Annotated in this window: 13 protein-coding genes and 6 tRNA genes; 8 read left to right on the top strand and 11 right to left on the bottom strand. The window is 40.0% G+C overall.

The features are described from left to right. Window positions 1–32: 32 nt before the first annotated feature. A complete protein-coding gene (locus J4N25_RS10195; protein ID WP_207422081.1) occupies window positions 33–1,043 on the bottom strand; it encodes a glutamine synthetase beta-grasp domain-containing protein in 1,011 nt (336 codons plus the stop codon). 325 nt (window positions 1,044–1,368) lie between these two features. Next, a complete protein-coding gene (locus J4N25_RS10190; RefSeq protein ID WP_207422080.1) occupies window positions 1,369–2,091 on the bottom strand; it encodes a hypothetical protein in 723 nt (240 codons plus the stop codon). Window positions 2,092–2,337: 246 nt separating this feature from the next. Here J4N25_RS10190 and J4N25_RS10185 point away from each other — a divergent pair, with 246 nt between their 5' ends. Beyond that, on the top strand, window positions 2,338–2,592 hold the full coding sequence (locus tag J4N25_RS10185) for a hypothetical protein (protein WP_207422079.1): 255 nt from the start codon (window positions 2,338–2,340) through the stop codon (window positions 2,590–2,592). A gap of 36 nt (window positions 2,593–2,628) precedes the next feature. Here J4N25_RS10185 and J4N25_RS10180 read toward each other — a convergent pair whose 3' ends face one another. From J4N25_RS10180 to J4N25_RS10150, 7 genes are all read right to left on the bottom strand, one after another. Further along, on the bottom strand, window positions 2,629–2,937 hold the full coding sequence (locus J4N25_RS10180) for a hypothetical protein (RefSeq protein ID WP_207422078.1): 309 nt from the start codon (window positions 2,935–2,937) through the stop codon (window positions 2,629–2,631). A gap of 124 nt (window positions 2,938–3,061) precedes the next feature. Further along, window positions 3,062–3,133, bottom strand: a tRNA-Glu gene (locus J4N25_RS10175). 30 nt (window positions 3,134–3,163) lie between these two features. Next, window positions 3,164–3,236: transfer RNA gene (locus tag J4N25_RS10170), tRNA-Met, on the bottom strand. A 46-nt stretch (window positions 3,237–3,282) separates the two neighbouring features. Continuing rightward, window positions 3,283–3,354 (bottom strand) — tRNA-Glu (locus J4N25_RS10165). Between the two features lie 30 nt (window positions 3,355–3,384). Continuing rightward, window positions 3,385–3,457: transfer RNA gene (locus J4N25_RS10160), tRNA-Met, on the bottom strand. Window positions 3,458–3,503: 46 nt separating this feature from the next. Further along, a tRNA-Glu gene (locus tag J4N25_RS10155) sits at window positions 3,504–3,575 on the bottom strand. A 30-nt stretch (window positions 3,576–3,605) separates the two neighbouring features. After that, window positions 3,606–3,678 (bottom strand) — tRNA-Met (locus tag J4N25_RS10150). A gap of 111 nt (window positions 3,679–3,789) precedes the next feature. Here J4N25_RS10150 and era point away from each other — a divergent pair. The 3 genes from era (at window position 3,790) to J4N25_RS10135 (ending at window position 6,436) form a co-directional block, all read left to right on the top strand. After that, window positions 3,790–4,668: a GTPase Era gene (gene era / locus J4N25_RS10145; RefSeq protein WP_207422077.1), complete on the top strand. Its 879-nt coding sequence runs from the start codon at window positions 3,790–3,792 to the stop codon at window positions 4,666–4,668. 173 nt (window positions 4,669–4,841) lie between these two features. Beyond that, on the top strand, window positions 4,842–6,143 hold the full coding sequence (der, locus tag J4N25_RS10140; RefSeq protein WP_207422076.1) for a ribosome biogenesis GTPase Der: 1,302 nt from the start codon (window positions 4,842–4,844) through the stop codon (window positions 6,141–6,143). Window positions 6,144–6,208: 65 nt separating this feature from the next. Beyond that, window positions 6,209–6,436 (top strand): hypothetical protein, encoded by a 228-nt coding sequence (locus J4N25_RS10135; RefSeq protein ID WP_207422075.1) that lies wholly within the window; start codon window positions 6,209–6,211, stop codon window positions 6,434–6,436. Window positions 6,437–6,490: 54 nt separating this feature from the next. On the opposite strand, the gene J4N25_RS10130 is transcribed toward J4N25_RS10135, so the two are convergent. Beyond that, entirely contained in the window at window positions 6,491–8,089 is a 1,599-nt protein-coding gene (locus J4N25_RS10130; RefSeq protein WP_207422074.1) for a S41 family peptidase, read from the bottom strand. Window positions 8,090–8,368: 279 nt separating this feature from the next. Here J4N25_RS10130 and J4N25_RS10125 point away from each other — a divergent pair, with 279 nt between their 5' ends. The 4 genes from J4N25_RS10125 (at window position 8,369) to J4N25_RS10110 (ending at window position 13,264) form a co-directional block, all read left to right on the top strand. Further along, window positions 8,369–9,466, top strand: a complete 1,098-nt coding sequence (locus tag J4N25_RS10125; RefSeq protein WP_207422073.1) for a vWA domain-containing protein — start codon at window positions 8,369–8,371, stop codon at window positions 9,464–9,466. A 37-nt stretch (window positions 9,467–9,503) separates the two neighbouring features. Continuing rightward, window positions 9,504–11,015 carry a sigma 54-interacting transcriptional regulator gene (locus J4N25_RS10120; RefSeq protein WP_207422072.1) on the top strand — a complete coding sequence of 504 codons (1,512 nt, stop codon included), beginning with the start codon at window positions 9,504–9,506 and terminating at the stop codon, window positions 11,013–11,015. Between the two features lie 52 nt (window positions 11,016–11,067). Continuing rightward, window positions 11,068–12,333 (top strand): metallophosphoesterase, encoded by a 1,266-nt coding sequence (locus J4N25_RS10115; protein ID WP_207422071.1) that lies wholly within the window; start codon window positions 11,068–11,070, stop codon window positions 12,331–12,333. Window positions 12,334–12,409: 76 nt separating this feature from the next. Next, window positions 12,410–13,264, top strand: a complete 855-nt coding sequence (locus J4N25_RS10110) for a UbiA prenyltransferase family protein (protein WP_207422070.1) — start codon at window positions 12,410–12,412, stop codon at window positions 13,262–13,264. A 12-nt stretch (window positions 13,265–13,276) separates the two neighbouring features. Here the strand turns inward: J4N25_RS10110 and J4N25_RS10105 are convergent, their stop codons facing one another. Then, window positions 13,277–13,963 (bottom strand): response regulator transcription factor, encoded by a 687-nt coding sequence (locus J4N25_RS10105; RefSeq protein WP_207422069.1) that lies wholly within the window; start codon window positions 13,961–13,963, stop codon window positions 13,277–13,279. Between the last annotated feature and the right edge of the window lie 25 nt (window positions 13,964–13,988).

The following is a 13,988-nucleotide window of genomic DNA, read 5'->3' as shown; positions in this document are numbered from 1 at the left end:
CCAGGGGATTTAATATTTATTGTCTGTTAAGATTAAGCCTGAACAGATTTAACAGTTTTAATGATACGAGCAGCTACTTTATATGGATCTGCCGCAGAGTTTGGACGGCGATCTTCTAAGTAACCTTTCCAGCCCCATTTAGGAACCTGAACAGGGATACGGATAGAAGCACCACGGTCAGAAACTCCATAAGAGAAATCATGGATAGAAGCCGTTTCGTGTTTACCAGTTAAACGCTGGTCGTTATCAGCACCGTAAACGTCGATATGCTCTTTTACTACCGGACGGAAAGCTTCACAAACTTTTGTGAAAATCGCCTCACTACCAGCAGTTCTTAATAAAGTATTAGAGAAGTTAGCATGCATTCCAGAACCGTTCCAGTCTAATTGACCAAGTGGTTTACAATGCCAGTTGATAGATACTCCGTATTTCTCACCAATTCTTTCTAATAAATAGCGGCCAATCCAGATCTGATCACCACAATCTTTAGCTCCTTTAGAGAAGATTTGGAATTCCCACTGTCCTGCAGCAACCTCAGCATTGATTCCTTCAACGTTAAGACCTGCTTCTAAGCAAGCATCTAAATGCTCTTCTACAATTTCTCTTCCAAAAGCATTTTTAGCACCTACTGAACAGTAGTATGGGCCCTGTGGAGCTGGGTAACCACCTGCAGGGAAACCAAGAGGTTTGTTAGTTTCATCATCCCACAAGAAGTATTCTTGCTCAAAACCAAACCAGAAGTCATTATCATCGTCTTCGATAAGAGCACGGCCATTGCTTTCGTGAGGAGTGCCATCTGCGTTTAATACTTCACACATTACCAAATACCCTTCTTTACGCTGAGGATCCGGGCAAATAAAAACTGGTTTTAAAAGACAGTCAGAAGAACCACCTGGTGCCTGCTCAGTTGAAGAACCGTCAAAGCTCCACATTGGGCAATCCTCTAACTTTCCGCTGAAATCTTTTTCAATTTTTGTTTTGCTACGAAGGCTTTGAGTCGGTTTGTAACCATCAAGCCAGATGTACTCTAATTTTGCCGCCATTTTTTAGTGTTTGAGAATAATTTTATTAAACTTTTGGTATTGAAATAACAAATTCAATAATCTTCGGCACGAATTTATGTTATTTGTTTTAATTTTTTAAAAAAAAACGCGAAAAATCTTTCTGCACATAAAACTCTTCATTGAATAAGCTAAAAGTTGATTTAGCTTAAATGAAACTTAGCATTTCTAAAGTATAAACTTCCCTTAGTAATTAAAGCTGGAGAAACACTACTGAAGCCAGGAATAAGTAGTAAGAAAAAATAAGAGCAAATAAAAAAACCGCAAGGATTTGCGGTTTTTTAGTGAAGCGGTTTAGGTAAACGTCTTAACTTGGTATAAAAGTCATGTCCATTATCTGCATGTATTGCGAGAATGAAGGACCTAAAGTATTTTTTATATAATCTTTCACTTCTTCGGCTACGGATACCAGGTTATTCTCCTGCTTGTACAGTAAAACATCTCTGTTGTATCTTGCTGTATTAAGAGCTGCCTCTGCAAGCTTTACATTTATATTTTTTGACCGGAAGTTCGACTGTAGTGCGTGAAGTGACGTAATCAGAAGCAGACCACGCTCAGAAGCTCCTACTGAACTTTCAGATATCATCGAAATTAATTCCTCAAAGCTGTCAAGTCGCTCTTCGAATGAAAGACGAGAAAGTAAAGCATTAAACTTCAACCCCTGTTGCACGGTTACATGCTCCGCAAATGACCCACTATCTCCCTTTACCTGGTTCAATAAAGTTGAAAGAGAGCTTGTCTTTGAAGACTCCTCCTCAGACTTTTCATACACATCAAGAATACGCTTCGCCAAACTATCTATTCCTTCCCATGCCTTTCTTCTCGATTCTACTGCTGCTGCATATACACCTAAAGATAAAGCAACTCCTTGCATTACACTTTTTCCCTGTCTGTGCAGTGTCTTAAGATGCACTAATTTTAACCCTTCTTTTCCGGGGTTATACAAATTACCCAGCACCTCAATGCTTACAAGCAAACTTCCGAAATTGCTTACGTTTTTAGCGTGGCTTGTTTCTGATGGAAATTCCATAAACTTTACCGGTGTTGAATTGTTGTTGAAATTACGCTGAAGAATTAAATGCTACAATTGGGTAAATCACCCTTTTTACTAAAGGTGTTTTATGCAATACAAGGGGATTAATAAGCAAAATCCATTGGAAGAAGATTGTTTATTTCGCTATTGTTAATTTTTTTCCAAAATTAATTTGCCGTACAAAGCAGGATATTCTGATCGACGGCCCATTCTCATTTTTTTTACTAGAAAACTGAACACAAAATGCACATTGAATTATCACCCAAATACGCTACATGTTTGAACAACCTGATACAAAATCTGAACTTGAACGCTCACACTACAGATTCTTTTAACGCGAGTGGCGAAACTATAATTCTTTCAGCATCGAAAGAGGAATTGCAAAAGATATTAGAATCAAACGAGGAAGATGGTACAAATTCGGAATCTGAGAACAGTAGTGCCAGTTCATTTATATATGAAGGATTGAAAGCCATTATAAAAGAGCAGATGGGTTAGAGCCCCTTGTACTTGCGCCTTTCCTGTTCAGTTATCTTACACAAGAGTAACTGGCCAGGACCGCACCATTATAGATTCCTGCTCAAACAAATCCTCTAACTTCGATTTATAACCTCGCCACCATTCATAATCTACCTCCTGTACCATAAGCTCAAAGATCACAATCTCATCTCTAACGATTTTATTATCATTTTCCTTCCAAAGCCCTATTGCAGGTGAGCGGGTATAAGTAGTAATCCCTCCAAACTTATCGGCAAGTTCTTTTCTCACAACCGAAAAGTAGCTGGATGAAAACTCCTCTGAGACATTATTATATACAGGCAAAAGAATCTGAACGAGATACATTGCTAGCTAACAAAAAAACAAAGAAAAAGTTAATAAATTTTTGGAGATGGAAGCTTGGATTAAAGAGCTGGGTCGGAGGGTAAACAAAAAAAGCGAAACTTGACAGTTTCGCTTGTAATTTTCGTAGTCCATAGGGGAATCGAACCCCTGTTTCAAGAATGAAAATCTTGCGTCCTAACCCCTAGACGAATGGACCATTTTCAGAGTGTCTTTTCAACTCCTTCGGTAGCGGGGACCAGACTCGAACTGATGACCTTCGGGTTATGAGCCCGACGAGCTACCAACTGCTCCACCCCGCACTGTTATTTCAATCATCGACTTCAATAGCTGAAGCCTTTAATCCTGTAGTCCATAGGGGAATCGAACCCCTGTTTCAAGAATGAAAATCTTGCGTCCTAACCCCTAGACGAATGGACCATTTTCAGAGTGTCTTTTCAACTCCTTCGGTAGCGGGGACCAGACTCGAACTGATGACCTTCGGGTTATGAGCCCGACGAGCTACCAACTGCTCCACCCCGCACTGTTATTTCAATCATCGACTTCAATAGCTGAAGCCTTTAATCCTGTAGTCCATAGGGGAATCGAACCCCTGTTTCAAGAATGAAAATCTTGCGTCCTAACCCCTAGACGAATGGACCATTTTCAGAGTGTCTTTTCAACTCCTTCGGTAGCGGGGACCAGACTCGAACTGATGACCTTCGGGTTATGAGCCCGACGAGCTACCAACTGCTCCACCCCGCACTCTATACAATTCGTTTTTTAATGCTTTCTTCACAAATACTCACCTCCCGAATTGGAGTGCAAAGATATATTTCGTTTCTTTGTACTCCAAATCTTTTTTAAAAATTTTTTATGTCGCATAAAGCAGGTTTTGTCAGTATTGTTGGAAAGCCCAATGCAGGTAAATCAACTTTGATGAATGCATTGGTAGGTGAGAAGATGTCTATTATCACCCCAAAAGCACAAACCACACGCCACAGGATATTAGGAATTGTAAATGAGGATGACTATCAAATAGTCTTTTCAGACACGCCTGGGGTAATCAAACCTCATTATGCTTTACAAGAGAGTATGATGGGAGTGGTAAATGACTCTATTGTTGACGCTGATATTATCCTTCTTGTTACTGACATAAATGAAAAACATGATGAGACAGACGTAATTGAAAAGTTAAAAAGTACATTATCGCCCGTGGCTGTCATTATCAACAAAATAGATAAATCAAACCAGGAATTGGTTTCAGCAAAGGTTGAGTTTTGGCAAAACACATTAAATCCAAAAGTTGTGTTTGCTGTTTCTGCCCTAAAGGAATACAACGTGAACGCTGTAATGGACTTCATCATCGAAAATCTGCCTGAACATCCGGCCTATTATGAAAAAGATGCACTGACAGATAGAAATGAGCGTTTCTTCGTCTCGGAGATGATCCGTGAAAAAATCTTCAAGATCTATGAAAAGGAGATTCCATACAGTACAGAAGTTATTATTACTTCTTTCAAAGAGGAGGCAAACATAAACCGGATCAGCGCGGAGATCATCGTGGAACGTGACTCACAGAAGAATATCCTGATTGGCAAAGCTGGCGAGATGCTCAAAAGAGTAGGAACATATGCCCGTAAAGACATGGAAGAGTTCCTTCAAAAGAAAGTGTTCCTGGAGTTATTCGTGAAAGTTATTCCCGACTGGAGGAGCAAAAAGAATTATCTGAAAAGGTTTGGATACGAAGATTAGAAAAAATTACGATTGGCTATGAATCTACGTTTTTGCACGTCGATCATCTTTGCAAGTCGGAATTGAATGAATTGATCATATTGTTTGAAAAGAGCCCATATGAGGCTTAAATTGGATGCAGAAGAAGAGCTACAGGATAAACTCTAATTCGAAGTCCAAAACCGTAAATTAAAATGAGTAATATAGTAGCAATAGTAGGCCGTCCGAATGTAGGTAAATCAACCTTGTTCAATCGTTTAACGGAAACGCGTAAAGCGATTGTGGATGATTTTAGTGGCGTAACAAGAGACCGACATTACGGAGTAGCCGAATGGATAGGGAAGCAATTTACCGTAATAGATACTGGGGGTTACGTAGCAAATTCCGAAGATGTTTTTGAAGCCGCTATTCGGGAACAAGTGTTAATCGCTATCGAAGAAGCAACCGTTATTCTGTTCATGGCAGACGTAACAACTGGTATAACAGATTTGGATGATAGCATTGCAGATCTGCTTCGCCGTAGCAACAAACCTGTTTTTGTGGTTGCAAATAAAGTCGACAACAATATGCTGGTGAATGATCTCCACGAGTTCTACAGTTTTGGCTTAGGCGAGATCTATGGAATATCATCAATGACAGGTTCAGGGACGGGAGAACTATTAGACGAGGTTGTAAAGCATTTCGAGGAAGCGGAACCAGGTGAAACTACACTTCCTAAATACGCGATCGTAGGACGTCCGAACGTTGGAAAATCTTCGCTGATCAACGCACTTGTTGGTAAAGAACGTAATATCGTTACCCCCATCGCGGGAACAACACGTGATTCTATTCACATACACTACAATCAGTTCGGGCATGAATTTATGTTGATCGACACTGCGGGTCTTCGTAAGAAAACCAAGGTGAAGGAAAATATCGAGTTCTATTCAGTAATGCGTACAATAAAAGCACTGGAAGAGGCCGATGTAGTAATTCTAATGATCGACGCGGTTGAAGGGCTCGAATCCCAGGATATTAACATTTTTCACCTGGCCGAGAAAAACAAAAAAGGGGCAGTCATTCTGGTGAATAAGTGGGACCTGATTGAAAAAAACCACAAGACAACCAAAGTTTTTGAAGAGCAGATCAGAGAGAAAATAGCGCCTTTCTCCGATGTCCCTATCATATTCACATCCGTTCAGGAAAAACAGAGAATTTTTAAAGCAATTGAAGCAGCATCAAAAGTTTTTGAAAATAAGCTTAAGAAGATTCCGACATCAAAGCTGAATGATGTTATGCTTCCAATTATTGAAGCTTACCCTCCGCCTTCTCTAAAAGGTAAATACGTGAAGATTAAATATATCACGCAGATTAATGGATCATCTCCAATGTTTGCCTTCTTCTGTAATCTACCTCAATATATTAAAGAGCCTTACAAGCGCTTTCTCGAAAATAAATTGAGAGAACATTTTGATTTTAGCGGTGTTCCTATTCAAATATATTTCAGACAGAAATAGAATAGCAACAATTTCAGCTGTTGCTGCAGTGGCAGTAACAGCTCGAAACATATTTCAAATCTACTATGAAGAAAACACTTATTGCATTCGCTTTAACTGCAGCTGTATTTACCGCATGTAATCTCAGGGGAGATTCGGATCCGGATAGTGATGACAAAGACACTATTAATGCCGGAAAGGCTAATGAAAATATTATTCAGAACGAATTGAATAAAGACACGTCTTCTAACAGCCCTGGTGACGCAGATACTGCATCTACCAGAAGAGATACTGGTATTACTAATCAGCCATAAGCAAAAACTTAAGTAGATTGGCCCGATCTGTCAATCTACTTATTAATTAACTCTTCATTGCAGTACCTCTAACGCTTTCGCTACCGTTTTATCTGAACGGTTTTTCACCCGATAAAACCCTTCCTCCCCAAAGTAATACCGCCCTAACAGAGCCTGGATCTGCAGCGTTAATGCGGGTCTTGCCTGAATGAAATCATTTGTATGTACATCTACCTTTTTGGAAATAGCAAATGCCTGCATTTTCCTTAGATCAGCTTCAGAGACAGAGAAGTTTTTCAAGAACTCCGCCAAAGACGATGGACGAACTTGATGAACAAAATGTTTGTATGTAAAATCTGTTATTATCCCTTTTGAATTCAACAGAAAGAACAGTTCATTATAAGCAGTTGTATCTATCGGAACAAAAACATCGGGAGTTATTCCACCACCTCCATAGATCAATCTACCTGCCGAAGTTTTAAAAATCCCAAGCTTATCTCTAACGGTATCGGTATACCTGCCTGCAAGCTCCCCACTTTTCAAACGCAGCGTTACCTCCTCAAAATACTTTTCACTACCCTTTGTATAAGGTTTCTGGATGGATCTGCCGGAGGGTGTAAAATAGCGGGCCACCGTTAGGTTGAGTGCTGAGCCATCACCGAAGTTAAATTGCTCCTGAACAAGTCCCTTTCCAAAACTACGTCTACCCACAATTGTCCCCCGATCCAGATCCTGAACTGCACCAGCTAAAATCTCGCTTGCCGAAGCCGAGTTCTCATCAATCAGAACCACTAGTTTTCCCTTTTCAAAAATTCCTTTTTCAGTTGCAAAGTAATCAGTGCGAGGTTCGTGTTCTCCTCTTGTATAAACAATTAATTTTTTGTCGGGTAGAAACTCATCAGCTAAACCTGTAGCAGCGTTTAAATATCCTCCCCCATTTCCCCGCAGATCAAGGATAAGACCCTGCATTCCAGACTTTTTCATTTGCTGTCCTTTTGCTACAAAATCCTCGTCGGTGTGTGCTCCAAATCGACTTATCTTAATATAACCTACCTTATCGGTTAGCATATATCCAGCATCAAGACTGCTAACTGTAATCTTATCTCGCAACACACCCACATGCTTCAGCTCTGCGCCTCGTTTCAACAGAAGGTTTACTTCTGAACCACGCCGGCCTTTAATCATAGCTACCACCCTATCGGCAGTAATTTGATTTCCGGCGATTAGCTTGTTAGCAACTTTAATAACCTGGTCTCCCGGCCTCACACCTGCCTTATCTGCAGGGCCTTCAGGATGAACAGCCGTAACAAATACGGTATCATTTAAAATTTGATATTCAACACCAATACCGTAATAATTTCCGTCGAGGTTCTCAGAAAAATGCCGGGCCTCACTCGGTGGCAAGTAGGAAGAATGAGGATCCAGCCTACTCAAGATCTGGCTAATCGCAAGATCTTTCAGGCTATCCACACTTACAGGATCTACATAGTTCTCCTGGATAATATTTAGCACATGCTCTACCTTGTCCGCACGACCTCCCAAAAAAGGAATAAAAGTCCCATTCTTGGAATTGGAACTCTCATTATGAAATTTAGGGCCGATTAGCATTCCAAGAACCACAGTTCCAGCATAACAGGCAGATATGATCAAATTCTTTTTGGTAGTTGCTTGCATTTAAATACGACGCTAAATTACGATTAAGCAAGGGCATCCACTGTCATTAAAAAATGTTTATAAACACTTGTTGAGAGTTATTTTTCCACATATCAACATTGTATACGCCTTTTAGCAGATTTTATTATCATTATCTCAATACCGCCAAAAAAAGCGCAAATAACGATCTATAATTACTCCGCGGTTAGCTATTCATGCCATATTTTTACACCATCATAACAACCTCCCAATAACAAACCTTTAATTTCGTTTGTAGTTATCAAAACAGAAAGGTGCAACATGCGGGGCTATTCATTTTCTCAGTTCCTTCCGAGTAATATCCCGAAAGGTGGGTTTGACGAATTACTAAAATTATTCCTCGAACTATTGAACTATACATCTGGCGATGCTAATGAAGCCTTGGCTTGGCTCAATGAACTTGATAAACAGTATAACCTTACCCAGGATGACTATGGTATTGGAGATTTTATAGATGAGCTTAAGCAAAAAGGCTATATCGATGATAACAACAACTCTGGAGGATTTCAAATCACAGGTAAAACTGAACAAAGCATCAGAAAGTCAGCCTTGGAGGAAATCTTTGGTAAACTCAAAAAGTCGGGAAAAGGGAGTCATAACACCAACCTGTCGGGATTAGGTGAAGAAAAGAACGCTGATAGGCGGGAGTTTCAATTCGGAGACAGCCTCGACCAGATTGATATGACAGCCTCAATTCATAACGCTCAGATCAATCATGGTATCAGTGACTTCACTATGACTGAGAGGGACCTGGAGGTAGAAGAGAAGGATTTTAAAACCCTTACTTCTACAGTTTTGATGATCGACATTTCTCACTCAATGATTCTTTATGGAGAAGACAGAATCACACCCGCTAAGAAAGTAGCAATGGCACTGGCCGAATTGATACGAACCAGATATCCAAAAGACACCTTAGATATCGTTGTGTTTGGCAATGACGCATGGCCGATCAATTTAAAAGATCTACCCTACTTGCAGGTAGGACCTTATCATACCAACACTTATGCTGGACTTGAGCTAGCCGTTGATATTTTAAGGAGAAGGAAAACGCATAACAAACAGATCTTTATGATCACCGATGGTAAACCTACTTGTTTGAAGGAAGGAAACCGGTACTATAAAAACAGTATTGGTTTGGATCGGAAAGTAGTGAACAAAACCTTAAACAAGGCGGCCGAGTGTAAGAGATTGAAGATTCCAATTACGACCTTTATGATTGCAAAAGACCCCTACCTTCAGCAATTTGTAAGAAAGTTTACCGAAATAAATGGAGGTAAGGCTTTCTACAGCTCTTTAAAAGGCCTTGGCGAGTATATCTTCGAAGATTACATAAAAAACAGGCGAAGAACAGTTAGATAGGATAGTAAATAAAGAGTGTTTTAAACATAAATCAAGCATGAGTAATTTACCAGATATAAAAACCTTTGGAGAATTAAAACAAACCGGGTACAAAACCCGAACAATAAAGCAGGAACTAAGAGAAAACCTTATTGCTCAAATAAAAAATAAAGAAAGCGGCTTCGAGGGAATTATTGGATATGAGGATACTGTAATTCCCGACTTGCAGACTGCAATTCTGTCTCAGCATAACATACTTCTACTTGGCCTGCGTGGTCAGGCGAAAACGCGGATAGCTAGGCTAATGATTAGTTTATTGGATGAGTATGTTCCCTATGTAGAGGGATCTGAACTTTATGACGATCCATTTGCGCCAATCTCCTGGTTTGCGCGACAGCGGCTGGAAGAACAGGGAGATTCAACTCCAATAGCATGGCTACACCGTTCAGAAAGATACACAGAAAAACTTGCCACACCAGATGTTACAGTTGCTGATCTAATCGGAGATGTTGACCCGATTAAGGCGGCCACTTTAAAGCTTACTTACTCTGACGAACGGGTTCTTCATTTCGGTCTGATACCTCGTGCTCATAGAAGCATCTTCGTTATAAATGAATTACCCGATCTTCAGGCAAGGATCCAGGTGGCCTTATTTAATATCCTCCAAGAAAAAGACATCCAGATCAGGGGATTTAAATTACGACTACCATTAGATGTCCAGTTTGTATTCACGGCTAATCCCGAAGACTATACCAATCGGGGATCTATAGTGACGCCATTAAAAGACCGGATTGAAAGCCAGATCCTTACTCACTATCCTCGAAGCGTTGAAATCTCTAGAAAGATCACTCAGCAGGAAGCACAGTTAACTAAGGCTCAGCGTATGGCAGTTGAAGCTGACGGCTTAGTAAAAGATTTAATCGAGCAGATTGCGTTTGAGGCCCGTAATTCAGAATATATAGATAAAAAATCAGGAGTCTCAGCTCGTTTAACTATTTCTGCCTATGAGAACCTTATTAGTCATGCAGAAAGGCGAATGTTGCTTAATGGCGAGGAAAGAACAGCTGTGAGGATTGCCGACTTCCTTGGTGTCATTCCTGCAATAACCGGAAAAATTGAACTGGTTTACGAAGGAGAACAGGAAGGCCCTGCGAAAGTCGCAAATATCCTGGTAGGCAAAGCAATTAAAACTCTAATGGTACGCTTTTTCCCTGATCCAGAAAAAATCAAGCGGTCTAAAACAGACAATCCCTACTCGGAAATTGTCAATTGGTTCGGAGGAGGAAATAACTTGAACGTACTGGATGATCTATCAGAAAAAGAGTATTTCGATATCCTTCATTCTGTGCCCGGGCTGAAAAACGTCGTAAAGAAGTTTCATCCGCGACTTAGCGATACTCAAAACTTACTTTTAATGGAGTTTCTGCTACATGGATTGGCTGAATTTTCACAAATAGGCAAATCGTTCCTTGACAATGGTTTTGAGTTCAAGGATATGCTGGGAAGTTTGTTCAACGCTAGCTTCGAAGACGACGAAGATGAGGATTACGACGACAAAGGACGATATTAAGTTAACCTTTGTCTTAAATCTTTCGTAGAAGGAAAATTTCAAGATACTATTAATGGCGAACAGGCTACTCCCTTTACTTCTTATTACCATAATACTTTTGTTAATAGATCTTTATATTTATAAAGCTCTATTAACACTAAGCAAAGACAAGACCTCAAAAAAAACAAGGTGGTTTAAATGGATTTATTGGGGGTATTCTTTCCTCCTGATAATAGGCGTTTTCGCCAGTATTTATTTTAATCTTCGCCTAAGTTTCAGAGCGGTAACTATGGTGGCTTTTGTTCTTTCTTTCGTTTCTAAAGTTTGCTACCTGCCCTTCATTTTTCTTGATGATATCAGACGGATTATTCTTTCAAAGAGGAAGAAATCAAAAGACGTCTCGACAAAACCAGGTGAGGCGCCTGGGCAAAGCACTGCAACGGACAAAATAAGCCGTTCTGAATTTATCTTGAAAGCGGGTTTAGCAGTTGCCTCCATCCCTTTTGCAACTTTAAGTTGGGGCATCATTTCTGGTGCTTATGACTACCAGGTTAAAAGGAGAACACTCTATCTGAAAAACCTTCCCAAAGCATTTGATGGTGTACGTCTAGCTCAAATTTCTGATGTGCACTCAGGCAGCTTCTACAATAAAAAAGCAGTACTTGGCGGAGTTGAAACGCTGCTAGGAGAAAAGCCAGATTTCATATTTTTTACTGGAGATCTGGTAAATGGCCAAGCTTCGGAAATGCGGAATTACCAGGATATCTTTACAAAAGTAAAGGCTCCCCTTGGTGTATATTCTGTTTTAGGAAACCATGACTACGGCGACTACCATTATGGTCCTTACCCGAGTCCGGCAAAAGAGAAAAACTTTGCAGATCTGATTCAAACCCATAAAAACATGGGCTGGAACATACTACTTAATGAAAGTACGTCATTGAAGGTTGATGGTGAAGAATTAGCAATAATAGGCGTTGAGAATTGGGGAGCTGGATCTCGCTTTCCGAAAAAAGCAGACCTGAATAAGGCATTAAGTGGCACTGAAGATAAAGAAGTAAAGCTGCTTCTTTCCCATGACCCCACCCATTGGCGTGCACATGTTCTTAATTACCCTGACATTAACGCAATGTTTAGTGGGCATACACATGGGATGCAATTCGGAGTACGGATGGAGGAATTTCAATGGAGCCCCGTGCAATATATCTATAAAGAATGGGCAGGGCTGTATCAGGAGAACAACCAGCAGCTTTATGTAAATGTGGGCTACGGTTTCCTCGGCTATCCGGGGAGGGTTGGAATTTTACCAGAAATTACGATATTTGAATTAAAGCGAGCTTAAGCCGCTTGTAAACAACTGTTTGCAAATGCCCGACCCCGATCGACAATCTCTCGTAAAGTCCTTTATAAGACAGGTCATGGACTTCTTGCTCTTCAGCAATATTTTCATTGCTTCATGTGCCGTTGCCCAAGCTGGTTTAACGTATCACTTGCTCGACGCCAAGTGTGACAAGTACGTTTTGGGGATTCTGTTTTGTTCAACTCTCTCGTTGTATAATTTCAGCATGTTTCTTGCTAAACCCAAGAACCCGGAAAAGTCACCTTTCAGGCGTGTGAGATGGATATTTGCAAACTATCGTTTTATGACAACGATAACCCTTATCGCTGTTATTTCAATAATTCCATTAACTTTTTTCCTCTCACCCGCATCCCAGGTACTTTTGTTCTTTCTTGGAGTAATTGCGGTTGCTTATAATCTCCCGCTATTTTCAATGAACGATAAAAAGTTTGGACTAAGGAATATCCCAGGCTTGAAACTCTTTCTTATTGCCCTTATCTGGTCTCTCAGCTGCGTATTGCTTCCTATTATAGAGACAGGTATGCCCATCCTGGCCAGCGACACTATTGTTCTGATTGCAAAGCGTTTCCTCTTTATAGCAGCCATCACGGTACCCTTTGATATACGCGACTTATACCAGGACAGAAGCCATGATCTTAAAACGATTCCTGTGATGTTAGGAGAAAAGAAGGCCTACCTGTTTTGCCAGTTCTTATTACTTATATATATAAGCCTCCTGCTTTTATTCACCAGGTCCCTTGATCCTGATTTTATAGGAATTTCTTTAACTATCCTTCTTACCGGTTGGCTAATATTTAAATCAAACATCAGGAAAAACGAATATTACTATTTCTTTTTCCTGGATGGCACTATGATCCTTCAATTAGCTTCAGTCATCTTGAGCAACTATATTTGGAACCTACAATTTGGTTAATTGCTTACACTATTAACTCACAAACTTGTATCCTATACCTCTTACAGTCTGTAGCAATTGTGGCATATCCGGATTTGCTTCAATTTTCTTTCTCAGTCTGACAATGTGCATATCTAAAGTTCGGGTATTTACATCCGAATTATAGCCCCAAACAACCATCATTAATTCATCTCGGTGAATAACCTTATTCTGATTTTTAAGAAAATACAACAAAATTCTATTCTCCAAAATTGTGAGTTCTATCTTCCTACCATCTTTTACAAGAGAATGAGTGTTAGGGAAATGCTCCATATTAGAAAACTTGTAAGCCTCAGTTTTCTCATTAAGGATAACAAATTTTACTTTATTTTCAATTAAGGCAATTAGCACATCCATATTAAAAGGCTTAGTAACATAATCTGTAACTCCGGCACTGTATGCATCAATTTTGTCAACATCCTGAGCTTTCGCTGTCATCATTATAATCACATTTTCAAAACCCTTCGACCTAACGTCCTTACACACTTCATTGCCTTGCTTTCCTGGTAGCATCCAATCCAACAGGACAATATCAGGCCTTTCATTCAAGATCAACTGTTCGCCTTCGTCGCCATCGGTGGCCTCTACTACTGTAAAACCCTCTGATTCCAATCTATGTGCTACCAAAAAACGCAGATTATCATCATCTTCTACTATTCCTATTTTAACTTCCTTTTTCATCTAATATTAATCTCTTTCTATAAAT

This window comes from Desertivirga brevis, assembly GCF_017355835.1.
This window is presented reverse-complemented; position numbering and strand designations above follow the sequence as displayed.